21 protein-coding genes are annotated in these 26,403 nt (G+C 61.9%); 5 read left to right on the top strand and 16 right to left on the bottom strand.

From position 1 onward, the window contains the following. Positions 1 to 4: 4 nt before the first annotated feature. Positions 5 to 1,000 carry a ChaN family lipoprotein gene (locus tag DYI22_RS07290; RefSeq protein ID WP_213477403.1) on the bottom strand — a complete coding sequence of 332 codons (996 nt, stop codon included), beginning with the start codon at positions 998 to 1,000 and terminating at the stop codon, positions 5 to 7. A 45-nt stretch (positions 1,001 to 1,045) separates the two neighbouring features. Next, positions 1,046 to 2,293 (bottom strand): hypothetical protein, encoded by a 1,248-nt coding sequence (locus DYI22_RS07285; RefSeq protein WP_213477402.1) that lies wholly within the window; start codon positions 2,291 to 2,293, stop codon positions 1,046 to 1,048. A 71-nt stretch (positions 2,294 to 2,364) separates the two neighbouring features. On the opposite strand from DYI22_RS07285, the gene DYI22_RS07280 reads away from it, so the two are divergent. Both DYI22_RS07280 and DYI22_RS07275 read left to right on the top strand, forming a co-directional pair. Beyond that, positions 2,365 to 4,311 carry a CASTOR/POLLUX-related putative ion channel gene (locus DYI22_RS07280; RefSeq protein WP_213477401.1) on the top strand — a complete coding sequence of 649 codons (1,947 nt, stop codon included), beginning with the start codon at positions 2,365 to 2,367 and terminating at the stop codon, positions 4,309 to 4,311. 254 nt (positions 4,312 to 4,565) lie between these two features. Continuing rightward, positions 4,566 to 6,158: an isocitrate lyase gene (locus tag DYI22_RS07275; RefSeq protein WP_213477400.1), complete on the top strand. Its 1,593-nt coding sequence runs from the start codon at positions 4,566 to 4,568 to the stop codon at positions 6,156 to 6,158. Between the two features lie 89 nt (positions 6,159 to 6,247). Here the strand turns inward: DYI22_RS07275 and DYI22_RS07270 are convergent, their stop codons facing one another. Further along, the gene (locus DYI22_RS07270; protein ID WP_213477399.1) at positions 6,248 to 7,630 is read right to left on the bottom strand and encodes a sigma-54-dependent transcriptional regulator; all 1,383 of its coding nucleotides are present in this window, start codon (positions 7,628 to 7,630) and stop codon (positions 6,248 to 6,250) included. A 254-nt stretch (positions 7,631 to 7,884) separates the two neighbouring features. Between DYI22_RS07270 and senA the strand changes: the two genes are divergently transcribed. Together senA and DYI22_RS07260 are read left to right on the top strand one after the other, a co-directional pair. Continuing rightward, on the top strand, positions 7,885 to 9,243 hold the full coding sequence (gene senA, locus DYI22_RS07265; protein ID WP_323132889.1) for a selenoneine synthase SenA: 1,359 nt from the start codon (positions 7,885 to 7,887) through the stop codon (positions 9,241 to 9,243). A gap of 24 nt (positions 9,244 to 9,267) precedes the next feature. Next, positions 9,268 to 10,011 carry a putative 4-mercaptohistidine N1-methyltransferase gene (locus DYI22_RS07260; protein ID WP_213477398.1) on the top strand — a complete coding sequence of 248 codons (744 nt, stop codon included), beginning with the start codon at positions 9,268 to 9,270 and terminating at the stop codon, positions 10,009 to 10,011. 1 nt (position 10,012) lies between these two features. Here the strand turns inward: DYI22_RS07260 and DYI22_RS07255 are convergent, their stop codons facing one another. The 13 genes from DYI22_RS07255 to DYI22_RS07195 form a co-directional block, all read right to left on the bottom strand. Beyond that, entirely contained in the window at positions 10,013 to 10,654 is a 642-nt protein-coding gene (locus tag DYI22_RS07255; protein ID WP_213477397.1) for a methyltransferase, read from the bottom strand. Further along, the gene (locus DYI22_RS07250) at positions 10,647 to 12,230 is read right to left on the bottom strand and encodes a cation:proton antiporter family protein (RefSeq protein ID WP_213477396.1); all 1,584 of its coding nucleotides are present in this window, start codon (positions 12,228 to 12,230) and stop codon (positions 10,647 to 10,649) included. Before DYI22_RS07250 ends, DYI22_RS07255 begins: the two co-directional genes overlap by 8 nt. 86 nt (positions 12,231 to 12,316) lie before the next feature. Next, the gene (locus tag DYI22_RS07245; protein ID WP_213477395.1) at positions 12,317 to 13,255 is read right to left on the bottom strand and encodes an alpha/beta fold hydrolase; all 939 of its coding nucleotides are present in this window, start codon (positions 13,253 to 13,255) and stop codon (positions 12,317 to 12,319) included. A gap of 26 nt (positions 13,256 to 13,281) precedes the next feature. Beyond that, positions 13,282 to 14,568: a phosphoribosylamine--glycine ligase gene (gene purD / locus DYI22_RS07240; RefSeq protein WP_213477394.1), complete on the bottom strand. Its 1,287-nt coding sequence runs from the start codon at positions 14,566 to 14,568 to the stop codon at positions 13,282 to 13,284. A 12-nt stretch (positions 14,569 to 14,580) separates the two neighbouring features. Beyond that, positions 14,581 to 16,161 (bottom strand): bifunctional phosphoribosylaminoimidazolecarboxamide formyltransferase/IMP cyclohydrolase, encoded by a 1,581-nt coding sequence (gene purH, locus DYI22_RS07235; protein WP_213477393.1) that lies wholly within the window; start codon positions 16,159 to 16,161, stop codon positions 14,581 to 14,583. Between the two features lie 86 nt (positions 16,162 to 16,247). Beyond that, positions 16,248 to 16,565, bottom strand: a complete 318-nt coding sequence (fis, locus tag DYI22_RS07230; RefSeq protein ID WP_213477392.1) for a DNA-binding transcriptional regulator Fis — start codon at positions 16,563 to 16,565, stop codon at positions 16,248 to 16,250. Further along, complete coding sequence (gene dusB, locus DYI22_RS07225) at positions 16,562 to 17,557, bottom strand: tRNA dihydrouridine synthase DusB (protein WP_228300902.1); 996 nt, start codon at positions 17,555 to 17,557, stop codon at positions 16,562 to 16,564. Before dusB ends, fis begins: the two co-directional genes overlap by 4 nt. Positions 17,558 to 17,776: 219 nt before the next feature. Beyond that, a complete protein-coding gene (locus DYI22_RS07220) occupies positions 17,777 to 19,033 on the bottom strand; it encodes a DUF3426 domain-containing protein (protein WP_213477390.1) in 1,257 nt (418 codons plus the stop codon). A gap of 62 nt (positions 19,034 to 19,095) precedes the next feature. After that, positions 19,096 to 19,992, bottom strand: coding sequence for a 50S ribosomal protein L11 methyltransferase (gene prmA, locus DYI22_RS07215; protein ID WP_213477389.1), 897 nt, complete (start codon positions 19,990 to 19,992; stop codon positions 19,096 to 19,098). A gap of 7 nt (positions 19,993 to 19,999) precedes the next feature. After that, entirely contained in the window at positions 20,000 to 21,346 is a 1,347-nt protein-coding gene (gene accC, locus DYI22_RS07210) for an acetyl-CoA carboxylase biotin carboxylase subunit (protein ID WP_213477388.1), read from the bottom strand. An 18-nt stretch (positions 21,347 to 21,364) separates the two neighbouring features. Beyond that, the gene (gene accB, locus DYI22_RS07205; protein WP_213477387.1) at positions 21,365 to 21,832 is read right to left on the bottom strand and encodes an acetyl-CoA carboxylase biotin carboxyl carrier protein; all 468 of its coding nucleotides are present in this window, start codon (positions 21,830 to 21,832) and stop codon (positions 21,365 to 21,367) included. A 28-nt stretch (positions 21,833 to 21,860) separates the two neighbouring features. Further along, a complete protein-coding gene (gene aroQ / locus DYI22_RS07200; protein WP_213477386.1) occupies positions 21,861 to 22,301 on the bottom strand; it encodes a type II 3-dehydroquinate dehydratase in 441 nt (146 codons plus the stop codon). A gap of 263 nt (positions 22,302 to 22,564) precedes the next feature. Further along, a complete protein-coding gene (locus DYI22_RS07195) occupies positions 22,565 to 24,178 on the bottom strand; it encodes a diguanylate cyclase (RefSeq protein WP_213477385.1) in 1,614 nt (537 codons plus the stop codon). A 215-nt stretch (positions 24,179 to 24,393) separates the two neighbouring features. Here DYI22_RS07195 and DYI22_RS07190 point away from each other — a divergent pair, with 215 nt between their 5' ends. Continuing rightward, positions 24,394 to 26,403, top strand: a complete 2,010-nt coding sequence (locus tag DYI22_RS07190) for an EAL domain-containing protein (protein WP_416234563.1) — start codon at positions 24,394 to 24,396, stop codon at positions 26,401 to 26,403.

Here is a 26,403-nt window from a genome sequence, read left to right as displayed (position 1 = left end):
AGCGTCAGTCGCAGGTGGTTTCGGTGGCGTTGTGGAAGCGCTGCATCAGCGCCTCCCGGTGGCGATCCTGGTCCTTGTACTCCTCGGGTAACGGTTGCAGGAAATAGAGAAAATCCCCTTTGCTGCGGTTGTCCCGGGTCAGGTCGGGAAGGGTGTCATCGTTTTGCCAGAACACCGGGCTGATCACTGCCACGTCCAGTTCGGGGCGTCGTGTTTCCAACGCCGCCACCATGCCCAGCCGCTCCTCCGCATGAAAGGTGCCGGTGACGTGGATCACCTGGTGCCCGGGATAGGCTTGCAGCGCCCGGATGACCTGCGCGGCCATGGTGTTGTCCCGCAGCAGCTGGGCGCGATAGGTATTCTCCAGGCGCGCATTGGTGCCGGCGCCGCCGTGCCCAGCTGTCATCACGGCGAAGAATTTCTCGCGGTATGCCGGGGTGTCGGCGAAGGCGTTGTCTGCAAGCCGCTTGCGCTCGCCGGCGCTGAGCCGGTCCAGGTACTCCGGCCCCTGACGTCCGACACAGCGAACGGTGCTGGCGGGTGCGTTGGCGGCGATCACGGGTAGGTCATGGGTTCTGGCGAACTCCACCAGCGGACGGTAGGAGGCGGTGTAATTCGGCCAGGCGTCGGTGTCGGCGATCAGTTCGGCTTCGCCGGTAGTCCCGGCGAGGTAACGTTCGATCTCCGGCTGCTCATCAACGCTGAACTGCTCCATGGTCAGCACTTGTTGCGGGCGCTGTTGATACAGTGCCGATTGTAGCAGCGATTGCAGCAGGTGCGCGCCGTGATGGCCATGGTATTCGCCAATCACCACCACGTCGGCAGAGGCCAGTTCGCGGGCGAGTTGGTTGATGGAGAGTTGGGAGCCACTCTGGCTGGTGAGAATGGCATCGTACTGGGTCTGCGGGGGCTGCACCGATTGCCGGGTGGCCGGCGCAGTGGCGCACCCGGCCAGAAAAACGCAGATCAATAGGGTGGAGGTTGCTGTGTCAATGATCATGGAAGCCCTTACGATGCCCGAAGCGGATGGATTGGTCTGGACGTTTCACATCGGCCAGTGCAGCTGCAGATTGCCGCCGCCGAACCCGAACTGATGCAGATGAAAGGTGGGGTTCAACGTGAGTATCGCCCCGTCCTCTTCCGACAGTATCGTCTTGAAGGGCAGGGCCAGCTTGCTGGTGAATTCGTTTGCCCGGCGGTCACGATGTCTCAGGTAGTCCTCGTCTATATCGGGTTTGCTCAGGTAAAGCCCCGGGCTCAGTGAGGTCCGGGCCGACAGCGGCAGGGTCAGGTCGGCGTAGATGGTCGGCTCCCTGCGGCTCACAGTGCCCACATCGTTCAGCGCGCGACCGAAAAAGCCGGCCTCATCAAGCGCCAGATAGGCGATGCCGAGACTGGGCTGCCAGCGGCGCCTTGCGTCGGTGACCTGAGCGTCGAACATAAGGTAGTCGCGGTCAAACCCGATCGGCCCGCTCAGCTCCGGGCCGCCGAGTTGGTACTGCCGGCGGGTACGTTCGCCAGTGAGCTCTACCTGCCAGACCAGGTGTGCCGTGAGCTGGCGGTGGGTAAGGGCGGCTTTCAGGGTCTCGTTCTCCACCGTCAGGTTTTCCGTGCGGCTGTCCAGTTCCGACGTCGGTGAGAAGGTCATGGACACGGTGGTGCCCAGTGCGGGGCGGGCCGTTCGGTGACCTACGTGCCACTGGACGAAAAAGCTGTGGGGTTGGCGGATGAACTCGTCACCGGACTCGGTTTTATCGTTGAAATAGGCATCGGGCAGTATCCAGCTGCCGTGCAGCCAGTGGTTGCGGTCCAGATAGTGGCGCGCACTGAAATAGATGTCGGATTGCGATTTGTCGGAGAACATATCGCCCTGCAGCCACAGTTCAGTATCGCTGGTGAGGTTGTGGCGGAACCCGACCAGCTGGCGCTGGTAGGCGCCGTCGAGATCCTCCCCGCGCTGGATGTCGAGCAGAAATCTCTGGCGGTCGTCATTGAAACCGAAGTCCTGGCGAAAGCGGAAATCGAGGTAAAGGCGTCGGCTGCTGACGCTGCCGCCGGTGCCGCGAATGCCGTTGTCGAGCGGGCCGGGCATTGGCTCGCTGTGGCGAAAGGTGAGCAAATGCAGGAAACGTTCGGTGTTGTAGGTTTCGTCGCGACCCTCGACAACCGCTTCCTGGCGCCAGGGCTGGGGCAGGTGCGCGCTACCGGCCCAGGAGCCACAGGGTATGGCGAGCATAAGCGCCAGCGCGGCCATCGCCATGGGTGAATGATGGAGAGGGAACCTGTTCATCATGTACAGGGCCTTAACCGGTGTTATTACGGTATGCTACGGCTAATTCGCAGTGAAGCGCAAAGGGAACCCGCATGTTGCCATTCCGGATTATCGATCGTGTCAAATTCATTGTAGAGCGCCAGCTGGTCAAGGGCGCCGGGTTTCAGTTGCTGGTCGTGGGCGGCTTTATCGGGCTGATCTCGTTGCTGGGCGGACTGCTTGTCGTGCCCCAGGAAGGCGCGTTTGAAGGCGTGGGTTCGGCCATCTGGTGGGCCTTCCTGCGGTTGACCGACCCCGGCTACCTGGGGGACGACGTGGGCACCTGGCAGCGGTTGGTCTCCACCTTGCTGACCATCAGCGGCTACGTGGTGTTCATGGGCACGCTGGTGGCCATCCTCACCCGCTGGCTGATCGCTAAGATGGGTGCCCTGGAGAGGGGGCTTACCCCGGTCACCCTCAAAAATCACATTGTGGTGCTTGGCTGGACCAGCCAGACGCTGCCTTTGCTGTCGGAACTGCTGGGCTCCTCGGGCCGCATGCGTCGTTTCCTTGAGAAGCACGACACCCAGCGCCTGAATCTGGTGGTGTTGTCAGAAAATGCCTCGGCTGAACAGGTCCACGAACTGCGCAGTGAACCGGGGATTGGCCGCAAGGCCCGCCAGGTTATCCTGCGTGCGGGCATGGCCATCCAGCCTGACGCGCTGCACCGGGTGGCCTGCCTGGATGCCGCGGCAGTGATTGTGCCCAGTGCCGCCCACGAAGCGGGTAGTCTGGTGACGTCTGACGTGGAAACGGTCAAGGCGCTGTTATCCATCGCGGCCCAGGCGCGCCACCTGCGTGCGCCGCTGCCGTTTGTGGTGGCGGAAATCCAGGATATCCGCAAGCACCCGGTGATCGAGCGGGCCTACCCCGGCGAAGTGGAAGTGGTGGGCGGCGATGCTACCATCAGCCGGCTGATGGTGCAGAATGTGCTGCATCCGGGGCTGTCGGAAATCTACAATGAATTGCTGACCGCGGGCGAGGGCAACGAAATCTACGTCCGTGGCGGCGACAGCGTGGCAGGCATGACCCTGGGCGAACTGGGGGCCGAGCGGCCCAATGCCATCGTGCTGGGTATTCTGAAACCGCGCGAGCGAGGCTGGGACGTGAGACTCGGGGCACCGTCGGACGCCCCGATCGAGATGGCGGACCGTGTCATTATGCTGGCGCGGGACTATGCGGAAACCGAGGCGTCGCCCAAACTGCCGGCGCTGTCCACGATCACCCGGGGTGAGCCGCGCAAGCATCAGCGCAAGCCGGCGGAGCAACCCCGAACCATTCTGGTGCTGGGCTGGAACCGGCGGGTGCCCAGTCTGATTGCAGAATTTGGCAGCTACGGCGACCAGCAGTTTCATATCGACATTGTGTCGGTGGTGTCCGCGAGCGAGCGCGAACGTGACATCACCCGCTATATCCACGAACACCACGAGGTCACCTGCCGTCACATCGAAGCCGATTACATGGTCGAGGACGAGCTGCGCAAGGTGCGACCGGCGGATTACGACGCGGTGATCCTGCTCAGCAGTGACCGCCTCGCCTCGGGGGAAGAGGCCGACGCCCGCGCCATGGTCGGTTACCTGCTGCTGGAGGATCTGCTGGCGGAAGGCAGCCGACGGCCGCAACTGATCATGGAGCTCAGTGATCCCGACAACCGCCACCTGTTATACGGCCACCAGAGCGAGATGCTGATCAGCCCGATGATTCTCAGCCACGTGCTGGCCCAGGTGGCGCTGCGGCGGGAGCTGCGGGTGGTGCTGGACGAACTGTTTACCTGTGGCGGCGCGGAACTTCAGTTCCGTGATCCGCAGGACTACCCGCTGCCCGCCAGTGCCGATTTCAGGCTGCTGGAAAAGGCGCTGGCGGCGGAAGGTGAACTGGCGCTGGGAGTGTTCCGCCAGCAGGCTGACGAGCGCGGCCGCCATCTGTTGATGAATCCACCCCGCGATACCATTCTCGAGCTACAGCCAGGCGACCGGCTGGTGGTGATGGCGCATACCTGAACGGTGGTGGCAGGCAGCGGAACCAGCGTGGGTTCACTGTACGTTGCTGCCGCCCGATAGCGTGCCCTCTTGGTATTCATCAAAAAAATGCCGAGAATAGATAATATAAATTTCAATTATAAAATCAAAGGCACTAAAGTAGCCCCCATCGTCGGTGGACCTGAACATTTTTTGATCGGGCTGCCGGCTCGCCGGAGTAGACTTTCTGCTTCTGATGAAGCGCACCTCAAACCTTAGAGCACAGGACTGAGATCATGCCATACGCAAAAGACGTTGACGCCATTGCTTCCATTCTGAAGCAAAACCCGACCTGGAACGCCATCAACCCGAAGCACGCGGCCCGCATGCGCGCCCAGAACAAATTCAAGACCGGTCTGGACATCGCCAAGTACACCGCAAAGATCATGCGTGAAGACATGGCGAACTACGACAACGACACCTCCCAGTACACCCAGTCCCTGGGCTGCTGGCACGGGTTCATCGGTCAGCAGAAGATGCTGTCTATCAAGAAGCACTTCGGTAGCACCAAGCGTCGTTACCTGTACCTGTCTGGCTGGATGGTTGCGGCCCTGCGTTCCGAGTTCGGTCCGCTGCCTGACCAGTCCATGCACGAGAAGACTGCCGTATCCGGTCTGATCGAAGAGCTGTACACCTTCCTGCGTCAGGCTGACGCGTGGGAACTGAACCACCTGTTCCGTGCCCTGGAAGAAGCTGAGAACGCTGGCGACAATGCCAAGGCGGAAGAGCTGATCAAGCAGATCGACAACCACGAAACTCACGTTGTACCGATCATTGCCGACATCGACGCTGGTTTCGGTAACGCCGAAGCGACCTACCTGCTGGCCAAGCAGATGATCGAAGCCGGTGCTTGCTGCATCCAGATCGAAAACCAGGTGTCTGACGAGAAGCAGTGTGGTCACCAGGACGGCAAGGTAACCGTTCCTCACGCCGACTTCCTGTCCAAGATCAACGCTGTTCGTCTGGCGTTCCTGGAGCTGGGTATTGACGACGGTGTCATCGTTGCCCGTACCGACTCCCTGGGCGCTGGCCTGACCCAGAAGATTGCCGTGACCAACGAGCCGGGCGATCTGGGTGACCAGTACAACAGCTTCATCGATGGCGAAGTCATCGAGAAGGCCGAAGACATCAACAACGGCGACGTTGTAATCAAGCAGAACGGTCAGCTGGTTCGTCCGAAGCGTCTGGCTTCTGGCCTGTTCCAGTTCAAGGCCGGCACTGGCGAAGACCGTGTGGTTCTGGACTGTATCACCAGCCTGCAGAATGGCGCTGACCTGCTGTGGATCGAAACCGAGAAGCCGCACGTTGGTCAGATCGCGGCCATGGTTAACCGCATCAAGGAAGTGGTACCCGACGCCAAGCTGGTTTACAACAACAGCCCGTCCTTCAACTGGACCCTGAACTTCCGTCAGCAGGTATTCGACGCATGGCAGGAAGAAGGCAAGGACGTATCCGCCTACGACCGCGCCAAGCTGATGAGCGAAGAGTACGACAACACCGAGCTGGGTCAGCTGGCTGACGAGTGGTGCCGTAACTTCCAGCGTGACGGTTCACGCGAAGCGGGTATCTTCCACCACCTGATCACTCTGCCGACCTACCACACTGCGGCTCTGTCCACGGACAACCTGGCCAAGGGCTACTTCGGTGACGAAGGCATGCTGGCCTACGTGGCAGGCGTACAGCGTAAAGAAATCCGTCAGGGCATCGCCACTGTTAAGCACCAGGATATGGCTGGTTCCAACATCGGTGACGACCACAAGGAATTCTTCGCTGGTGAAGCGGCTCTGAAAGCCGGTGGTAAAGACAACACCATGAACCAGTTCGGCTAAGCCAACGGTTCGTTGTCCAGGGGTAAGGCCTGAGGCCTTCCCCGACCCGAAAAAAACCCCGCCCTGTGCGGGGTTTTTTCGTTACCGGGTCACGGGTGGCTGCGATGGTGTTTGCCGCCTGGCGAACGGGTGTGATGGGGGTCGTACTTGTCCATCAGCCGGTAGAACGACACCCGTGAAATCTTGAGAATCCGCGCCGCCGCCGTGACGTTCTGGTGAGACAGCGCCAGGCTGCAGGACAGGGCCTGCTGGTCCGCCCGGGCGCGAAAGGCCTCGAGGCTGAGCCCGGATTGACCGGGGGCGGCCATGCCCAGTTCGGCAAGGCCGAGATCCGCCGGCTCGATCATCGCCGATTCGCTCAGCAGCATGGCCTGGCGCAAGCGGTTCTGCAGTTCTCGCAGGTTGCCGGGCCAGTGATACTGGGCCAGGCTCTGCAGTGCCGGCGTACTCAGCTTGCGGGCACCGAAGGTGGAATGGGTCATCGCCAGAATCTGGTTGGCAATAACCGGAATGTCTTCCGGCCGTTCCCGCAAGGGCGGCAGCTGCACTTCCAGGCTGCCAAGCCGGTAGTAGACATCGCTGCGGAACTCGCCGGTCTCGACCAGTTGCTTGAGGGGGCGGGCGCTGGTGGCAATCACCCGCACGTCCACCCTGTGAGGGCGGGCACTGCCCACCCGCTCGATCTGACCTTCCTGGAGAAAGCGCAGAATCGCCGACTGCTGTTCCGGGTGCAGTTCGTCAATACCGGACAGCAGCAGCGTACCGCCATCGGCCGCTTCGATGCGGCCGCGCCTGGCATTCGTGGTCACGCCGAGGGTGTCGCTGTCGTGGCCGAAGAGTTCACTCTGGGTCAACGACAGCGGCAGCGCCGCGCAATTGACTGTGACAAAGGGCTGGGTCCGGCGGGTGGAGTGGCGGTGAATGAAGCGTGCGGCAGCGTCCTTGCCGGTGCCGTTCTCTCCGGAAATCAGCACCGGCTCATGGGTTTTCGCGAACCGCCTTAACATTGCTCTGGTCTGACGAATCACCGCGGATGCGCCCTCCAGCGCAGACTCCTGATAACCGTCGTGGGATTCAAAATCAGTGCGGGCGTGCAGCTGGGACATGCCCCACAGGTGCCCCAGTACTGTGTTGAGCCGTTCGGCGTCCAGTGGCAGGTGATGGTAATCGGTGCAGTGCCGCGATATCAGGGTGCCCAGGCGGCTGTCCTCGCTGGGCGAGGCGGGAAGGATGCCCACCCAGTGAGAAAGCCGGAACGCTTCTATCCATTGATCAAGAAAAGGTGTGCCGTTATCAGGGTAGACACTCAGGTCCAGCACGCCGACCCTGGCGCGCCCGGCGACGGCCGTTGTAAACGGCGGAGGTTCTGTCATGTCAAAAGGATGGATTTTCCACTGCGCTGACAGCAGAGCTTTCTGGTCTTCTCTCACGTCAGCCGCAGACAACCAGACAAGCGGTCGTTGTTCCTTCATGACGGGCCTCCCGGAGATAGCGTTCCGCACAAGCGACATACACGGAATGTGCCATTTGGTTCAGCGGGCCTGTTTTCAGTGAGTTGCAAAATTCGCGAGCAACCGGCGGGAAAAATCTGTAAATTTTGCCGACGGTATAGGCCGCCATTCTTAACATCGACGGCCCGGCCCGCCGAAAATTTCTGGCGGTTGATCACTCATCCGGGAGGCAGTTTGTTATCGTACTAAACGAGTTCCCGATGAACGAGTGACTAGTGGAGAACGACAGCGTGGATAAGGCGACCCTGTTGACAGAGCTGGAACACACCCGAAAGCGCACCCGGGCGTTGATAACCTCGTTGCCGGAGGCCAGTCTGGAGGTGCCCTATCACCCCGGTGTCAATCCGCCGCTGTGGGAGATGGGCCACGCCGCGTTTTTCTACGAAGTGTTTGTCTTCAATCTGCTGGACGGCACGCCGAGCTACAATCCCGCCATGGACGACCTGTGGGATTCCTTCCACGTGGACCATCGGGATCGCTGGCGGAGAGACCTGTTCCCCGGCCGTGATGAAACGCTCGCCTATTTCGATACTATCTATGAGCGAATGGCGGAACGCATCGCCACGACACCCTTGAGCGACAGGGATCTTTACCTCTACCGCTACGCCATTTTTCACCAGAACATGCACATTGAATCGCTGATCTGGTGCCGGCAGACCGTCGGCTATCCCGCTCCGCCGGGGGTGACCGGTGAGCGTTCTGCGCCCGGAGAAGGCGTTGCAGGGGATGCGGTGGTTCCGGCCGGCCGCTGGCTGATCGGTATGCCTGGGGAGTCCGCGGCGTTCGCCACCGGTGATTTTGCCTTCGACAACGAGAAGCCGCGGTTCGAGGTGGAACTGCCGTCGTTCGCCATTTCCCGGGTGCCGGTGTCGAATCGGGAATTCCAGGCGTTTGTGGAAGACGACGGCTACCGTCGCACAGAATTCTGGTCGTTCGGCGGCCGAAAATGGCTGCAGACCGAAACCGATGTTGCCCTGGTGCACGGCTGCCGGGAGCCGGTACTGACCGTACCGAAGCACCCGCTGTATTGGCGCTGGCACGACGAGCAGTGGCAGGAGCGGGTGTTTGACCGGTGGCAGCCGCTCAACCCGGATGCGCCGGTCACCCACGTCAGCTACTGGGAGGCAGAGGCCTGGTGCGCCTGGGCCGGGCGGCGGCTGCCCACTGAACACGAATGGGAGGTCGCGGCGCTGGGCAACCGTCCGGGTGAGCCTTTCCGGCGCTTTCCCTGGGGGGACGAGGGCCCCACCCCAGAGCACGCTGACATGGACGGTCGTGCCATGGCGCAGCAGCCGGTCTGGGATTATCCGGCGGGCGACAGCGCCTTCGGTTGCCGCCAGATGATCGGGGGCGTCTGGGAATGGACCAGCAGCCAGTTTTTCCCCTACGATGGCTTTCGTATCGACATGTATCCTTTCATGTCCACGCTGCAGTTCGGCGATCACAAGGTCACCCGCGGTGGCAGCTGCGCCACCTCATCGAGCCTGATACGGGGTACCTACCGGCAGGCCTATCTGCCGTTGCGCAACGACGTGTACACGGGGTTCCGCAGCTGCGCTCTCCCCGCCACCTGAACCGACAGCCATTGAGGAACCACCATGAACGTTTACGAAACCGACGAACTGCTGAGTCAGTACCTGGGGTTCCATTTCGGCGATCATTATTTCGGGGTGAGCAACTACCCCGCCCGTTGTGCCGGTATCTGCCAGGAACTGATGGCCGGGCGCGACAAACACAAGGCGCTGGATCTGGGATGTGCGGTGGGTCGCACCACCTTCGAGCTCGGCCGGATATTCGATGCGGTGGTCGGCGTTGATCTCTCTACGCGCTTTGTCGAGGCCGCCAATACCCTTCGCAAGGCCGGCGCCATCGACTATTTTCGCCGCGACGAAGGTGAGCTGGGTGAGCGGGTGACCGTCAGTCTGGAGGAACTGAACCTGACCCGGGCAGCGAGTCGCGTGTCGTTTGCTACCGGCGACGCCTGCAACCTGGGGCCGGAGCACACCGGTTATGATCTGATTTTCGCCGGTAACCTGATAGACCGCCTGCAAGACCCCGGCGCCTTTCTGGCGGATATCCACCGGCGGCTGGCAGACAACGGGACCCTGGTGATCAGCTCGCCGTATACCCTGATGGCGGAGTTCACGCCCCGCGCCAACTGGATTGGGGGATTCGAGCACAATGGTCAGCCCCGCACCGTACTGGACGGTATGAAGGACATCCTGTCCGGGCATTTCGAGCCAGTGCAGGCGCCGATGGACATTCCGTTTGTGATACGGGAAACCCGGCGGAAGTTCCAGCATACCATCGCCGAGCTGACGGCCTGGCGCCGTATCCGCTGAGTCAGGTAAGGCGGATGAACAGGGCGGTCTGGGTCGGTGGCCCCAGCTCCGGGTGGTGCTCCCCGATGCCGCCGAATTCCACCCGGTAGCCGTTGCGACTGGCAACGCCCCGGGCCCAGTGGCGGAATTTGGTGCGGTCCCACTCGAACTTGTGGTCTTCGTCGCGGAATTCACCGGCAACCAGGCCGAACAGCGGGTTGTACTCCCGGTTGGGTGTGGTCATCAACAGCAGCCCCGGGCGGTATTCGCCGAACACCGCCACTTCCACTTTCGACAGCTCGCCGGGATAAACGTGTTCGATGGTTTCCACCATGGCGGCGGCGTCGAAACCCGTCAGCGCCGGGTTGCTCTCGGTGTAGGAGCCCCTGACCAGCCGGATGCGATCCGGCGATGTGCTCAGCCAGGGTTCCAGGGTGAGCCTGGCCTGCCGGATGGAAACACCGGACTGCTCAAGGCCGACAATCAGTTCAAACTCCGGAAGGGCGGCCAGGCGGTAGAGCAGGGAACCCGAGCCACAGCCGAGGTCGAGAAACGTCCGCGCCCCGGTTCGCTTGAGGGTGCTCGCCACGATGTCCAGCCGTTCCTCGTGGAGCGACGTCATCTGGGTCATGTTGCCGCGGGAGAACTCGTCAATATCAAGCATGGCCGGTTCCCCTGGGGGGGGGCTGGCCGGGTGCTTCGCCCAGGTATTCCTGCAGATGGCTGGCCAGCGCCACGCCGGTCTCGCTCATGGTCAGGTAGGCCTCGTCGGCGCCGGCGTCCCGGATTTTCTCTGCCTCGTCCCGGTACATGGTGTGGGCGAGGATGTAGCCGTTAAAGCCGAGTTTGCGCAGCATGCGCGCGGCAATCAGCTTGCCCTCGATATCGTTCATCGCCAGGATCACCGATTGCAGATCGGGCATATGAAGCCCTTCCCAGAAGGTGTTGTCCTCGGCGTCGGCAAACACCACGTTCCGACCTTCCGCCTGATGCTTGGCGGCCTTGGCCGGGTCGGAATCCAGCCCCATCACGTAGCTTTCTTTCTGTTGCAGCCAGTCGTAGGCGGCGGTGCCGGTGCGCCCCATGCCCATGACCAGCACACGGGTATCGCCAAGGGAAATCGGTTGCTCGTCGGGATGCCGTTGTTGCCGCTCGTGACGCACCAGATTCCGGCTGTACCGTTCGTAAAGCCCGTGGGCAAACCGGTTCAGCGGCGCAGAAATGACGAACGACAGTGACACGGTAATGGCCAGCGGTACCAGCCATTGGGGTAACGCCACGCTGGCGACAATCAGGCCGAATTCGCTGTAATTGGTCAGCGACAGCGACGTCAGGAAGCTGCTCCGTGCCCGCAGGCGGAAGAGCACCAGCAGGAAAAAGAACAGTATGCCTTTCAATGGCAACACCAGGGCGGCCACCGCGGCAAAGATCACCGCCTGCTGGTCGGGCAGGCCGCCGATGCCGATCTGCAGGAAAAAACCGACCAGGAACATTTCCTTAACGCTCCACAGGGACTTCGCCAGTTCCTGGGCGCGGGGATGATTGGCCAGCATGGCACCGAAGATCAGCGCTCCCAGTTCGGAGCTCAGTCCCACCGCCTCGAACCCCAGGCCGCCGACCACCAGTGCCAGCAGCAGGCCCAGCAGCACCAGCAGTTCGTCATGCCCGCTGGCATCAAGCATCCGGAAAAGCAGGGGGCGCAGCAGGGGTAGGCCAAACACCAGCAGCGCCCATTCCGAGGGCGTCTTGCCCGCGGCGAGGCTCATGACCACCAGGGCGATCAGGTCCTGCATGATCAGGATGCCGATGGCCACTCGCCCATGGAAGGCGCGCAGTTCCCGCTTGCTTTCCAGCACCTTTGCCGCCAGCACGGTGCTGGAGAACGATAACGCAATGGCCAGCAGCAGGGCGGTGGTCCAGTCCAGTGCCAGCACCAGGTAAAGCCCGGGGGCAAACACCGCGCAGGTGATGCCAAAATGCAGCAGGCTGCCGCCGATGACTTCCGGGCTGATGATCGAACGCAGCTTGAGCTTCAGGCCAACGGTGAACAGCAGTAACAGCACGCCGAGGTGAGCAATGTGTGCGAGTGCGGCGGTTTCCTGGATCTCGAGGCCAGTGGTGGTGGCCAGTCCGCTCAGTGCGAAACCGGCGGCCAGGTAGCCGACAAGGGGTGGCAGGCCGATTGTTTTTACAATCAGGCCAAGACCGAAAGCAAACGTAATCCAGATGGCTTCAGGCATGGAGCGGCTCGGGCAAACGAAAGGGGCTGCGCCAAAGCTTACTGGTTTTCGGCTTCAACCTGTAGTCAGCAAAAGGGTTAACGGGGTTAAAGGGGGTGGTCGGCAATGAAGTCGCGAAACAGTCGGGCCGATTCTTCCGGGGCTTCCACCATCGGCGCGTGGCCGATGTCGTCCAGAATGACCTTTTGTGCCCGGGGAATGGCGGCGACAAAGCTGTCGGCGTTGCGGTAGTTGATGACCCGATCCTGTTTGCCCCAGATCACCAGCACAGGTGCGCTGATGTCGGAGATGGCATTGCGGAAGTCCGATTCGAAGCCGGTGTCGCGGATAGCGGCGAAGATCACTTCGTTGACTTCCCGGTTGGCTATGGCCTTTTGTTCCATCACACCGAGAATCGGCCAGGGCACGAACGGGCGTTTCTCGAGCGCAAAGTCCAGCAGCCGGTCGAAATCGCCGGGTTCCTTTGGAATCAGCGGGTTGTCGCCCTCAACCACCAGGTCCACCAGTTCGCTCTCGTAATCGAAAATGCCGGCCGGGTTAAGCAGCACCGCGGAGGCTACCTGGTCCGGAAAGGTTGCGGCGTAAAGTGCGGTGATGGCGCCGCCCATGGAGTTGCCCATCATGTGGGTGCGATCGATGTCGAGCTTGTCGAGGATGCGGGCAAGGTGCTGCACCTGATCCTCGAAACGGTAACCGAGATCCAGCTCCTTGCTGCTGTCGCCGTGGCCGGGCAGGTCGATGGCGTAGACGTTGAAGCTTTCGGTCAGCTCCCGCGCCAGACGGGTCCAGTTATCCTTATTGGCGCCGAAGCCGTGGATCATCACGATGGTATCTCCGGCAACCGTTTCCTCGTTGCGAAGATACGCGATGTCCATGCCCGCCACGGTTGCCCGGTCCGCCTGCAGCCCGGCGGCTGAACGCTCCCAGTCAATGGCGGTGTCGTAGACGTCCTGGCGCGAGCAGCCTGCCAGGGTCACGGTCAGGATCAGAACGGCAAGGGCTGGCAGGCGGCTTGAGGGTATCATCTTGAATCGGGCTCCGTTTCCGTTGGTCAGGTGTTTTCCCGCGCGATGGCCCGATAGGCAATGTCCTTGCGATAGAACACGCCGTCCCAGCAGATGCCGGAAGCCAGCTGGTACGCCCGTTGCTGGGCTTCGGTTACCGTCTGACCCAGGGCGGTGGCACACAACACACGACCGCCGTTGGTGACCACCTGTTCGCCTTCAAGCCGGCTGCCAGCGTGGAACACCTTCTCGCCCTCGGTTTCCGTTTGCGGCAAGCCGGAGATGACATCCCCCTTGCCATAGCTGCCGGGGTAACCGCCGGCGGCCAGCACGATGCCCACCGACGCGCGCTCGTCCCAGTCGGAGGTGCAGGTATCCAGCTTGCCGTCGATGGCGGCGCTGCACAATGCCACCAGATCCGATTTCATCCGCAGCATGATGGGCTGGGTTTCCGGGTCGCCAAAACGGCAGTTGAATTCGATCACCTTGGGAGCGCCGTTGCCGTCGATCATCAGGCCGGCGTACAGGAAGCCCTTGTAGGGATGGCCTTCGGCGGCCATGCCGCGCACCGTCGGATAGATCACTTCGTCCATGATGCGCTGGTGAACGTCGGCGGTGACTACCGGTGCAGGCGAGTAGGCGCCCATACCGCCGGTGTTCGGGCCGGTGTCGCCATCCCCCACGCGTTTGTGGTCCTGGGAGGTGGCCATGGGCAGCACGTGCTCGCCGTCAACCATGACGATGAAGCTGGCTTCCTCGCCATCAAGGAACTCCTCGATCACCACCCGGCTACCGGCATCGCCGAAGGCATTACCGGCAAGCATGTCGCGGATGGCGTCTTCGGCTTCGCCCAGCGTCATGGCGACGATCACGCCCTTGCCGGCCGCCAGGCCGTCGGCTTTCACGACAATGGGCGCGCCCTGCTGACGCACGTAGGCCAGCGCTTCGTCCACGTCGGTGAAGTTGCCGTAGGCGGCGGTAGGGATCTTCTGGCGTGCCAGGAAATCCTTGGTGAACGCCTTGGAGCCTTCCAGCTGCGCCGCGCCGGCGCTGGGGCCGAAGACGCGCAGGCCGCGCTCTTCAAACTGATCGACAATCCCTGCCACCAGCGGCGCCTCGGGGCCGACAATGGTCAGGCCGACTTGGTTGGCGGCGGCGAAGTCGGCCAGACCAGTGAGGTCCATCACGTCGATGTTGACGTTTTCCAGGCCGGGCTCGCGCGCTGTGCCGGCATTACCGGGTGCAACGAACACCCGGTCAGCGTCAGGAGACTGGGCGGCTTTCCAGGCCAGCGCGTGCTCACGGCCGCCGGAGCCAATAACGAGAATGTTCATAGGTTGCTCCTGTTAGTGCCGGAAGTGGCGCATACCGGTAAACACCATGGCAATGCCATGCTCGTTGGCGGCATCGATGACTTCCTGGTCGCGCATGGAGCCGCCGGGCTGAATGACCGCGGTAATACCGGCCTGGGCAGCGGCGTCGATGCCGTCGCGGAACGGGAAGAAGGCATCGGATGCCATCACCGAGCCTTTGACTTCCAGGTTCTCATCGGCGGCCTTGATGCCGGCAATCTTGGCGCTGTAGACGCGGCTCATCTGGCCGGCGCCGACGCCGATGGTACGTCCGGCCTTGGCGTAGACGATGGCATTGGACTTCACATACTTGGCCACTTCCCAAGCGAACAGCAGATCGTTCAGTTCAGCTTCGGACGGCTGGCGCTCGGTCACCACTTTCACGTCTTCCATCGCCACCATGCCCAGGTCGCGGTCCTGAACCAGCAAGCCGCCGGTCACCCGCTTGTAGTCGAGGGCCTTGGCGCGCTCACCGTTGAACTCGCCGCAGGCCAGCAGACGCACGTTCTTCTTCGCGGCCACCAGGTCCACGGCTTCCGGTGACACCGTCGGTGCGATGATCACTTCCACGAACTGGCGGTCGATGATCGCCTTGGCGGTGTCGGCATCGAGCTCGCGGTTGAAGGCAATGATGCCGCCGAACGCCGAGGTGGGATCGGTGGCGAAGGCCAGATCGTAGGCCTGGCGGATGTCGGCACCGATGGCGACACCGCACGGGTTGGCGTGCTTCACGATCACGCAGGCGGGGTCTGCGAAAGGTTTGACGCACTCCAGCGCGGCGTCAGTGTCGGCCACGTTGTTGTAGGACAGCTCTTTACCCTGCAACTGTTTAGCCGTTGCCACGCAGGCTTCCTTCGGATTGCGTTCGGCGTAAAAAGCGGCGCGCTGATGAGGATTTTCCCCGTAACGCATATCCTGCACTTTCACGAACTGGGCGTTGAAGGTACGCGGGAAGTCAGCGTTGTCATTATCCGGAGTGCGCCCGCCCAGGTAATTGGCGATGGCGCCGTCGTACCCGGCCGTGTGTTCGAAAGCTTTGACCGCCAGGTCAAAACGGGTGTGGTAGGCCAGCTCACCGTCATTGGCATCCAGCTCTTTGAGAACCCTGCCGTAGTCGGCGGCATTGACCACAATCGCGACGTCGTCATGGTTCTTGGCGGCGGCGCGCACCATGGTGGGACCACCGATATCGATGTTCTCGATGGCGGTCGCCAGGTCGCAGTCCGGATTGGCCACGGTGTCTTCGAAGGGGTACAGGTTCACCACCACCATGTCGATGGGGTTGATGCCGTGCTCGCCCATCACGGTGTCATCCGTGCCGCGGCGGCCGAGAATGCCGCCGTGAATTTTCGGATGCAGGGTTTTCACCCGGCCATCCATCATTTCCGGAAAACCGGTGTAATCACTGACCTCGGTGACCGGAACATTGTTTTGCTGGAGCAGACGAAAGGTGCCTCCGGTGGAGAGCAGTTCTACGCCGCGCTCGGTCAGAGCACGGCCAAAGTCGACGATGCCGGTTTTATCAGACACGCTGATCAGCGCGCGACGGACGGGGGTATTAGCCTGGTTTGCCATGGGTCACATAATTTCTGCTGGAGATGAACGAATGAGGGCCTCGCGAATGGTGTCCGGGAGGCCCTCGTTTATTCGGGGTGTCTGGATTATAGCAGACCGTACTGCTTGAGCTTCTTGCGAAGTGTGCCGCGATTCAGTCCGAGCATGGTGGAAGCCTTGGTCTGGTTGTTGCGGGTGTACTTCATTACCTGTTCCAGCAACGGCGCTTCCACCTCGGAGAGTACCAGCTGGTAGACCTCGGTGACGGGGGCACCATCCAGTTGGGCGAAATAGTTCTTCAGGGCAACTTCCACGCTGTCACGCAGGGTGACGGTGTTGCCACTGCTGTTCACTGTCTGCAACTGATGGATATCATCGTTGGCCGATGTACTCATATTCTCATTTGCCAAAGTCTCAGCGGTCATGCTGCGAATACCTCTCCATTTCGTAAGCCTGCAAAGTACTGTTGAATACTGTCTCTCTGCTCCGCCGCCTCATTCAGGGCGTTGAAACGTTTGCGAAACTGCTTGTTGTCATCGTGGGACTGCAGGTACCAGCCCACGTGCTTTCTGGCGATGCGCACCCCCATGGTTTCACCGTAGAACCGGTGGAGGGCGTCAAGGTGCCGGGTCAGAATCTGTTCCACTTCCGCCAGCGGCGGCACGGCAAGTTGCTTGCCGGTTTCGAGGAAATGCAGAATTTCCCGGAAGATCCAGGGCCTGCCCTGGGCGCCGCGGCCGATCAGCAGGCCGTCAGCCCCGGTATGCTCCAGCACCTGTTTTGCCTTCTGCGGTGAGGTGATGTCACCGTTGGCGAAGACCGGTATGCCGACCCGGGATTTCACCTCGGCAATGGTGTCGTACTCCGCCTCACCCTTATAGGCATCGGCCCGGGTACGACCGTGAATGGCCAGCGCCTGGATGCCGGCATCTTCCGCCATCCGTGCGATCAGCGGTGCGTTGCGGTGATCGCGGTCCCAGCCGGTACGCATTTTCAGCGTAACCGGTATGTCGACGGCGGCAACCACCGCCTCGAGTATTTCCCTGACCAGATTTTCGTCTTTCATCAGCGCCGAGCCGGCGGCCTTGTTGCAGACTTTTTTCGCCGGGCAGCCCATGTTGATGTCGATGATCTGGGCGCCGAACTCGGCGTTCATCCGCGCGGCATTGGCCAGCATGTCAGGATCGCCGCCGGCGATCTGGACGGAACGGGGTTCCGGCTCGCCGGTGTGGTTCATGCGGAATCTGGATTTACGCGTGTGCCACAGTTTGCTGTCTGCGATGACCATCTCCGACACCGCCAGGCCCGCGCCCATATCCCGACACAGAAGCCGGAACGGGCGATCGGTTACACCCGCCATGGGGGCAACGATCAGCGGGTTGGGCAAGGTGTACGGCCCGATTTTTGCCGTCGGCAGCATGGTTTCAGTCCGTGTCACAGCGGGTTCAGCAAGGATCGGCCTGGAACGATTGCTCAATAAGTAACCGATCCGGAACCGAAGGGCGCTAATGATACCGTCGGGGGGCGAGCGATTGAAGAGGCAAGGTAGCGAAAAAATTGATTATTTTTCGCGCTTTCTGGTTGACTTTTGGTCTGTTCGATGGCCGCCGGCCATCGTTGACGAGTAAATGCTTGCTTACCGGCTGTGCTCGCGGAAAGCGATATTGTAGTTGACGGCGTCACGTCCCGGGTCACGGATACCAATGGCGATCCTCACCGGGGTGTTGGTGGGCATGGCGGCCAGTTCGCGGCCTTCGCCGGCCACGTACTCCTCGGGGGTGAACACACTCTGGGCGACCACGTCGCCGTTGAGATTGGAGAAGGTCAGGGCGATCGCCGGGAACGGCTGCTCGAACGCGGCACGGTTGATGATCACCGCCTCCACCAGCAATTGGCTCCGGTTGTCGGGGTCGGTGCGCACCACCAGCTTGCGGCTTTGAATGGCGTCCACTTCGATCAGTGGCTTGAGCTCGCATCCGGCCAGCTCGCAGCCCTGCTCGTAAAACGGGCGCAGCTCGGGAATGGCGGACAGTCGATCAAACTGGAACCAGGTGACCTGGGCCACCAGCAGGCCCAGCAGCGCCAGTACCACCAGCGTCCACAGGGCACGCCGCAGCCCGCCGCCGGAGCCACCGCCGACCGACACCGGCTCGCGTCTTAGGTCGCTGTAGGGGAAGCGGGCGTTGAGCGGTTCCTCCGGCTCGAAGGTGTTCTCGGCCGGCCCGGCGTCAGGTTGCGCGTGGGAGTGTGGTTCCATTTCCATGTCTGGCGAGGGCTCCGGCCGCTCGGCGGCGGGGGCATCCTCGGGTGAAGTAAACGACTGCGCCAGCCCGGCGTCGGTGTCGGTCTGCCTCGGCGGTACGGAGTCATCGGCGGGTTGGTGTTCGGGTTCCGGCTCAACCGGCGCGTCCGGCTCGGGAGCCGGGCGGGCGGGGCGGGCGCTGTCGCTGCGAGCGGTGTCATCCTCGGACAGCATGGCCTCGGCCCAGCTCTCATCGATGTCGGAGCTTTCACGTTCGTCATCGTGATGGCTGTCGGCGCCCGCGCGCTCGTCGAAGGAGCGGAAGCTGTCGCTGAGTTCGTCGTCGGAGAAGGTCAGGCTGCTGCCGGCGTACTTGCCCTCAGCGGCATCTTCCTCGGGGTTGTCGGCGAACACAAAGTCGTCGTCAGCCGAGAACCCGCTGGCAGCGCCAGGGTCGGCGGACGGCTTCGGGGCATCCGGTGGCGGCGTGGTCGCTGCGGCGGGGGAAGCCACCTGATGATCGATGGCATTGAACACTTCCATACAGTTCCCGCAGCGCACCTTGCCCTTGGCAATGCTGAGTTGCTCGTCCGTTACCCGGAACCGGGTGTCGCACTTTGGGCATCGGGTCTGCAGGCTGCTTTGGGTCATGCTTCGTTCCTGAAAGCGACTTCGCTACGAGTCACGGAGTTTAGTCGGTCACAGTGGATTCGTCACCTGTCGTTACGTCGTCCTGTGAGGCGTATCCATTCTTCTTTCTGTTCGGGCTCGTCCATCACGAACCAGGGTTCGTAAGCGGCCATGACTTCGCGGGCCTGGTTGGACAGGATGCCGGACAGCACCAGGTCGCCGCCGGGTTTGACACGGGCGGCCAGGTGCGGTGCCAGTCCAATCAGCGGCTGGGCGAGGATGTTGGCCAGCATGATGTCGGCGCGGGTGTCGGGCTCGCTTTCCGGCAGGTAAAGGTCCAGCCGGCTGGCCTCAACGCCGTTACGCTGGGCATTGTCGCGGCTGGCTTCCAGCGCCTGGGGGTCGGTGTCCACGCCGACCACATGCCTGGCGCCGAGCAGCAGCGCGGCCAGTCCGAGAATGCCCGAGCCGCAACCGTAATCGATCACCTGCTTGTCCTGCACGTCCTGACCGTCGAGCCATTGCAGGCACAGCGCGGTGGTGGGGTGGGTGCCGGTTCCGAACGCCAGGCCCGGATCCAGCATCAGGTTGGCCGCATCCGGGTCCGGCGCCTCGTGCCAGCTGGGTACGATCCACAGTCGCTCGCCGAACTGCAGTGGCTGGAAGTCGTCCATCCAGGCACGCTCCCAGTCCTTGTCCTCGACCAGGGTAACGTCGATGCCTGGTAGCGACTGCTGGGTCTGCTGGTGCCAGGCGTCGGTGATGGCGGCGCACAGCTGCTCGATGTCGCGTTCGGAATCGAACAGACCGGTGACACTGGTGTGGTGCCACAGTGGCGTCGTGCCGGGGTCGGGTTCGTACAGGGGCTGGTCGGCTGCATCTTCCATGGAGACGGCTTCGGCGCCCATCTCCATGAGCAGATCTTCCAGCTGATCGGCGTTGTCCGGATCAGCCGGGATCTGTAGTTGTATCCAGGGCATGGTTGGTTCAATCCCGCATCAGTTTTTCCAGGTAATGGATGGTGAAGTCTACCTGTTTAAAGCCACCATCGCGTACCAGTTTCCGATGCAGGGACTGATTGGTTTTGATGCCTTCGACAACCAGCTCGTCAAGGGCGTTCTTCATGCGCCGCCGGGCGATCTCGCGATCGTCGCCCCAGGTGATCAGCTTAGCCACCAGGGAATCGTAATAGGGCGGCACCGTGTAACCGCTGTACAGGTGCGAATCAACCCGCACGCCGTTGCCGCCCGGGGCGTGGAAGTGCTTGACCTTGCCCGGGCTGGGGACAAAGGTTTTGGGGTCTTCGGCGTTGATGCGGCATTCCAGGGCGTGGCCGGAAATGCGGATGTCGTCCTGGGTGTACTGCAGGGGCAGACCGCTGGCAATGCGCAATTGCTCCCGCACGATGTCCACGCCGGTCACCATCTCGGACACCGGATGCTCCACCTGGACCCGGGTGTTCATCTCGATGAAGTAGAACTCGCCGTCCTGATACAGGAATTCGAACGTGCCGGCGCCGACATAGCCGATTTCCTTGCAGGCGTCGACGCAGGCCTTGAGGGTGCGGGCGCGGGATTCGGGATTGATGTTGGGGGCCGGGGCTTCCTCAATCACCTTCTGGTTGCGCCGTTGCATGGAGCAGTCGCGGTCGCCCAGATGGATGCAGTTGCCGTGCATGTCCGCCAGTACCTGGACTTCCACGTGACGCGGGGTTTCCAGGAATTTTTCCAGATAGACGGTGGGGTCGCCGAAGGCGTTGCGGGCTTCGCTCTGGGTAATCTGCACACCCTTGAGCAGGGCCGCCTCGGAGTGCACCACCTGCATGCCGCGACCGCCGCCGCCGGACGCCGCCTTGATCATTACCGGGTAGCCGATTTCGCGGGCAATCCGCAAGGTGCGTTCGTCGTCCTCGGTCAGCGGACCGTCGGACCCGGGCACCGTCGGCACCCCGGCTTTGATCATGGCGTTGATGGCCGACACCTTGTTGCCCATCAGGCGGATGGTTTCCGCGCGGGGGCCGATGAAGCGAAATCCGCTTTTCTCGACCTGTTCGGCAAAATCGGCGTTCTCCGCCAGGAAGCCGTAACCCGGATGGATGCCCACCGAGTCGGTGACTTCCGCCGCGCTGATGATGGTCGGAATGTTGAGGTAGCTGTCGGTCGGGCTGTTGGGGCCGATACAGACGGATTCGTCGGCAAGGCGCACGTGCATCAGATCACGGTCCACCTGGGAGTGGATGGCAACCGTTTTGATGCCGAGCTCTTTACAGGCCCGCAGGATGCGCAGTGCGATCTCGCCCCGGTTTGCGATCAGAACTTTTTCTAGCATAGCCATGATGTAGGATCACCGAGTTCAGGAAATGACGACCAGAGGCTGGTCAAACTCTACCGGCTGGCCATTTTCCACCAGGATCTCGGTGACCGTGCCGCTCTTGTCCGCTTCAATCTGGTTCATCATCTTCATGGCTTCGACGATGCAGACCACGTCGCCAACGTTGACTTTCTGACCCACCTCCACAAAGGCTTTTGCCGTGGGGGACGGGGCGCGGTAGAAGGTGCCCACCATGGGCGAATTGAGGGTGTGTCCGGCTGGTGCTGCCGGGGCGGCGCCTTCACCGGCCGCGGCGCCCGGATTGTCAGCCGCTGGCGCCTGCTGCGGCGCCGGAGCCATGGCCGGGTAATGGGCCAGGTACTGGGTGCCGGCGGCCTGTTCACGACGGCGGGAGATGCGAACGGAGTCATCGCCCTCGTGAATCTCCAGTTCCTCGACGTCGGATTCCTCCAGCAGTTCAATCAGCTTCTTGATTTTGCGAATATCCATAGTGTGTCCGGTCCCGTTGTTATCTGGTCTATCGGTGAATTCGTTGCAGCGCCGCGGTCAGGGCAAGGTCGTAGCCCTGACTACCGAGCCCGCAGATAACGCCCTCGGCGATATCGGAAAAATACGAGTGATGGCGAAAGGCCTCCCGCGCATGCACGTTGGACAGGTGCACCTCAATGAACGGAATGCCCGACGCCAGCATTGCATCACGCAGGGCCACGCTGGTGTGGGTGAACGCAGCCGGGTTGAAAATGATGAAGTCAACGCCTTCGCTGCGCGCCTCGTGGATGCGCTCGATCAACTCATACTCGGCGTTCGATTGCAGGTGCAGCAGGTGGTGGCCACTTTCGGCGGCCCGGCTGTGCAACCGCTTGTCGATGTCCGCCAGGGTCTCGTAACCGTATACCTCGGGCTCGCGGGTTCCGAGCATGTTCAGGTTGGGACCGTGGAGGACCAGGATTGTCGACATGATTGCTTCTCTGACTTGGCGTTTTTTACAGGATCGCCGAATATAACGACATTTTCCAGTAATCGTGCGTGCAAATTGCGCTGGAATCAACACTTTTTGACATTGTGGCATGTCGTCAATTGGTCTAAAAAAGTGCCGCTTCACGCACGGTGGCAATGTCCCGTAACTGGGTGACATTGTCGTGAAGGCAGGGGGCTACCGCTATAAGACGTTGGTTTCATAGGCCCGGCCGCGACGGGCCGGGCATGGGGGGCAGGGCGACCTCAGTCGCTGGCGGCGGTCACGCAGTTACGACCGTGTTCCTTGGAGCGGTAGAGCGCGCGGTCGGCCCGCTCGCACAGGGCCTGTGAGCTGTCGTCGTTCCAGGCGGCCACGCCGCAGCTGAAGGTGACGTTAAATTCCCGGTCGCCGGCTGGTTGCAGCAGCTCCGAGAAACGATCGCGAATCTCGTTCAGCACGTTGCGGGCATCACTTTCGCGGGTGTCCGGCAGAATGATGGCGAACTCTTCGCCGCCATAGCGGCCGATATGGTCGGTCTTGCGCAGGCGCTGCTTGAGAAACATGGACAGGCTCCGCAGCACGCGGTCCCCGATCGGATGACCAAAAGTGTCGTTGACCTTCTTGAAATAGTCGATATCGATCATCGCGAAACACAGGGACCGGTTTTTCTGCCGCGCGCGCACGATCTCCTGGTCCAGCAGATGCAGCGTATGGGTGTGGTTGAACAGCCCCGTGAGGCTGTCGCGGATCATCAGTGCCAACAGCGAGCGCGCGCGCCGCCCGCGGTTGTGAATAGTGGCAATCAGGTGCTTGGGATCGATCGGTTTGGTGAGGAAGTCGTCGCCGCCCAGACTCATGGCGTGAAGCTGTTTGCTGACGTCCTCTTCCGCCGAGAGATAGATAATGGGCACGCTGTGGAAGCGGTCCTGCTGGCGGATCACCCGGGCGATCTCCATGCCGGTACAGCCGGGCATGTACATGTCGAGGATGATGATCTCCGGTGAGAACTCCTCCAGCGCATGAATGATCTGCATCGGGTCGGTGATGATGTGGGCGGTCATGCCGGCTTTTTTCAGCACCGTTTCCATGAACTTTGCCTGGGCGCGGGAATCGTCCAGCACCAGAACCTTGTAGGGTTCAACGGTATTGCCGTGGGTGTAGCTCTCGATTTTCTCGATCAGCTGGCCAGGATCGACCGCCGGATAGAAAAATTCCTCACCGCCGCAGCGCGACGCCCGCAAACGGGTTTCGATGGAGCCATCCTCGTCACTCATGAAAATGATGGGGATGGCCGTGTCGTGTCGTTCCTGCAGGCGCTCGATGGTGGCAATACCGTCGTTGGTGCCGTTGCCGAAGTTGACGTCCATCAGGATGGTTTCCGGTTTGTGCAGGGCACAGGCCTCGATGAGCTGATCGGCATTGCCGAAGGCGGAGGCGCGGAAGCCGAAAAACTCCAGCTGGCGGATTAGCCTTCCGGCCATCTCCTCGTTGGCCAGGGCAACATACACCGGGGTGCGGCGAAACTGCTGGGGCGCTTCCGGCGTGTCCTGATCGGTGCGTCGCAGGGTGCTTCGGGAAAGCTGCTCAATGTTGTCCTGCAGTTGCCGGTCAAGAGCGTCCGGCAGGTTGTCGCCCGCCGCCCATTGATTCAGCAGCTCAAGGATTTTGCGGCCGGCGTCGGCATGGCTGGCCATGTCGAACCGCTGGGCGTAGCGCACCAGCTTGTCGGTGGCCGTGGCGAAATCGTCGCGAAAGGCGGCCGACTGTTGCGGGGTTTCATGGATCTTCTGCCAGGTGTCGAGTACAACCCGGGCCTGAGTGGTGACGCGGCGGGCAAAGTGCTGTCTGAGTTTTTCTTTCTGGTTTTCGTCGTTCATTGTGCTCCGGCCTGCCTTTTTTCTCGTTATGTTCCGCCCGTCTCCGCTACAGGCAGATTTTTCAACATTAGTCCTTTTGCAGAGTCTATAGTGTTTAATGTTGTCGGCGTAGGTGACGCTATGTAAATGTTTGTCAACTCTGCGGGGCAGGTCACACCGCCGGCCCGGCTGAGCCATTCTGTGTAGGGCCAGAGGGGCCCCGGAGGCCGCCATTGATGGCACGGATGCAACCTCGCGCATTACCGCTTTACCAGAAGGGTGTGATTTCCCTTCGTTCCCTGCTGTTGCTGTATACCGGCAACCTGCTGCTGTTGCTCCTCTTGGTCAGTCTCGCGTTCAGTTTCGACCGCTTCCGGGATTACGTGTCCGACCAGCTGGAGGGGCATGCGAGGGACGGTGCCACGGCGGTGGGCCTGTCGCTGTCCAACGCCATCGACGGACGCGATGCGGTGGCGGCGGCCTCGCTGATCGATTCCGTGTTCGACAGCGGGCGCTACCTGTCGGTGGAGTATCTCGATCATCAGGGGCAGCAGATCGCCGGGCGGCGGACCACGATCTCGGCAGACGGGGTGCCGGACTGGTTCGTGGCGCTGGTGGACCTGCCCCTGCCAGCAGGCCGGGCGGAAGTGGTCCGCGGGTGGTCGCGTCTTGGTCGTGTGGAGGTGATCAGCGATCCCGGGCGGGCCTACCGCGATCTCTGGCGCGCGGCGATCGGCATGATTGGTGGTGCGCTGGTCATCGGTGGCCTTGGGTTGTCGTTGCTGTTCTGGATCGTGCGCCGCACACTGCGGCCCCTGAAAGCCATGGAGAAGCAGGCCGAGGCCCTGGGACAGCGGGATTTCCGCCGGCGTATTGAGGTCAATTCCACCCGGGATCTGAACCAGGTAACCCGCGCGATGAACCAGATGGCGGACGACCTGGGGGTTCTGTTCGAAGGTCAGGCGAAACTGATCCAGCATCTGCGCCGGGTCAGTAACGAGGACCCGGTGACCGGGCTGGCCAGTCGCAGCGCGTTCGATCAGCGGCTGAAAGTGGAAGTGGAGTCGGAAGAGCGCGCGGCCCCCGGCGTCTTGTTTCTGCTTCAGCTTGCGGGTTTTGCCGAGTACAACCAGGCCCACGGCCGCGGTGAGGCAGACCGGCTGCTGCTGAGAATTGCCAGCGCCATCGATCAGTTCGTACGCGCCCATACCGATGCCTTTGCCGGTCGCCGCACCGGGGGCGAGTTTGCCATTTTCCTGCCGGGCGTGACCCAGGCGGACGGCGTTGTCTGGTGTCATCAGCTGGTGGAGGAGCTGGATGGCATCTACGCGGACCTCGCCAGGCCGGTAGACGTCATGGTGCACGGCGGCGTTGCCCCGGCGCTGGGGGACCGGAGCGCGCGGGAACTGATGGCGGCGGCGGATGAGGCCCTGCGCCAGGCCCAGGCCCGTCCTGCCAGTGGTTGTCATGCCGCCGATCCCGAACGTGAGGCCCACCACAACCGCGAGACCTGGCGCGCCCTCATCAAAGAGGCCATCCGCGAGGAGAAGGTGTCACTGTGGTTGCAGCCGATGGTGTTTAACGGCGGCGGCGATCTGGTCTATCACCAGGTGTTCTCGAGGATCGTCAGCGAGGAGGGCGAGCTCAAAGCCAGTGTGTTCGTGCCCATCGCCGAGCGATTCGGGTTGATTGAGGACATTGACCGGCTGGTGTTGCGAGAGGCGCTGCACCTGTTGCGGCGTCGGGCGGACGGGCAGCTGGCGCTGACCCTGAGCGCCTCCTCGGTCGCCAGCGAAAGCGCCCGGGCGCAACTGCTCAGCCGGCTGGAAGACGCCGGCGACGTGCGCGGGCGCTTGTGGGTCGGTATTTCCGAGCAAACGGTTCATCACCACCGCACCGCGGTGGGATTGCTGGTGCGCGGATTGAACCGGCTGGGCGTCGCGGTGTTGGTGGATCGTTTCGGGGTTGGCGGCGTGCCCTTCAGCTACCTGAGGAATCTGAGATTCCAGGGGATTCGTATCGACTACAGCTTCATACACGATATCGATACCCACGAAGAGAACGCCTTTTATCTGGAGTCGGTGGTGGCCATCGCGCACAGTCGCGGGGTAAAGGTGTTCGCCACCGGTGTCGAAACCGCCGGCGAGCACGAGGTGTTGCGCAGGTTGGGTGTTGACGGTGCAATGGGCTACCATCTTGGGCGGCCATTCCAGGCTGACAACGATAACGCACAGGGGGATCAGTAA

The sequence above is a fragment of the Marinobacter lipolyticus genome (genome assembly GCF_018424605.1).
Taxonomy (GTDB): domain Bacteria; phylum Pseudomonadota; class Gammaproteobacteria; order Pseudomonadales; family Oleiphilaceae; genus Marinobacter; species Marinobacter lipolyticus_B.
The sequence above is the reverse complement of the archived record's forward strand: the minus strand, read 5'-3'. Positions and strand labels throughout refer to the sequence as shown.

Coding starts and splice junctions, on each gene's coding strand:
- DYI22_RS07285 (WP_213477402.1), bottom strand. CDS start 2,293: ATGATGAACAGGTTCCCTCTCCATCATTCACCCATGGCGATGGCCGCG.
- DYI22_RS07220 (WP_213477390.1), bottom strand. CDS start 19,033: ATGACCCAAAGCAGCCTGCAGACCCGATGCCCAAAGTGCGACACCCGG.
- DYI22_RS07270 (WP_213477399.1), bottom strand. CDS start 7,630: ATGAAGGAACAACGACCGCTTGTCTGGTTGTCTGCGGCTGACGTGAGA.
- DYI22_RS07195 (WP_213477385.1), bottom strand. CDS start 24,178: ATGAACGACGAAAACCAGAAAGAAAAACTCAGACAGCACTTTGCCCGC.
- purH (WP_213477393.1), bottom strand. CDS start 16,161: ATGGCAAACCAGGCTAATACCCCCGTCCGTCGCGCGCTGATCAGCGTG.
- purD (WP_213477394.1), bottom strand. CDS start 14,568: ATGAACATTCTCGTTATTGGCTCCGGCGGCCGTGAGCACGCGCTGGCC.
- accB (WP_213477387.1), bottom strand. CDS start 21,832: ATGGATATTCGCAAAATCAAGAAGCTGATTGAACTGCTGGAGGAATCC.
- accC (WP_213477388.1), bottom strand. CDS start 21,346: ATGGCTATGCTAGAAAAAGTTCTGATCGCAAACCGGGGCGAGATCGCA.
- fis (WP_213477392.1), bottom strand. CDS start 16,565: ATGACCGCTGAGACTTTGGCAAATGAGAATATGAGTACATCGGCCAAC.
- DYI22_RS07290 (WP_213477403.1), bottom strand. CDS start 1,000: ATGATCATTGACACAGCAACCTCCACCCTATTGATCTGCGTTTTTCTG.
- DYI22_RS07275 (WP_213477400.1), top strand. CDS start 4,566: ATGCCATACGCAAAAGACGTTGACGCCATTGCTTCCATTCTGAAGCAA.
- DYI22_RS07280 (WP_213477401.1), top strand. CDS start 2,365: ATGTTGCCATTCCGGATTATCGATCGTGTCAAATTCATTGTAGAGCGC.
- DYI22_RS07190 (WP_416234563.1), top strand. CDS start 24,394: ATGGCACGGATGCAACCTCGCGCATTACCGCTTTACCAGAAGGGTGTG.
- aroQ (WP_213477386.1), bottom strand. CDS start 22,301: ATGTCGACAATCCTGGTCCTCCACGGTCCCAACCTGAACATGCTCGGA.
- prmA (WP_213477389.1), bottom strand. CDS start 19,992: ATGCCCTGGATACAACTACAGATCCCGGCTGATCCGGACAACGCCGAT.
- DYI22_RS07260 (WP_213477398.1), top strand. CDS start 9,268: ATGAACGTTTACGAAACCGACGAACTGCTGAGTCAGTACCTGGGGTTC.
- DYI22_RS07250 (WP_213477396.1), bottom strand. CDS start 12,230: ATGCCTGAAGCCATCTGGATTACGTTTGCTTTCGGTCTTGGCCTGATT.
- DYI22_RS07245 (WP_213477395.1), bottom strand. CDS start 13,255: ATGATACCCTCAAGCCGCCTGCCAGCCCTTGCCGTTCTGATCCTGACC.
- DYI22_RS07255 (WP_213477397.1), bottom strand. CDS start 10,654: ATGCTTGATATTGACGAGTTCTCCCGCGGCAACATGACCCAGATGACG.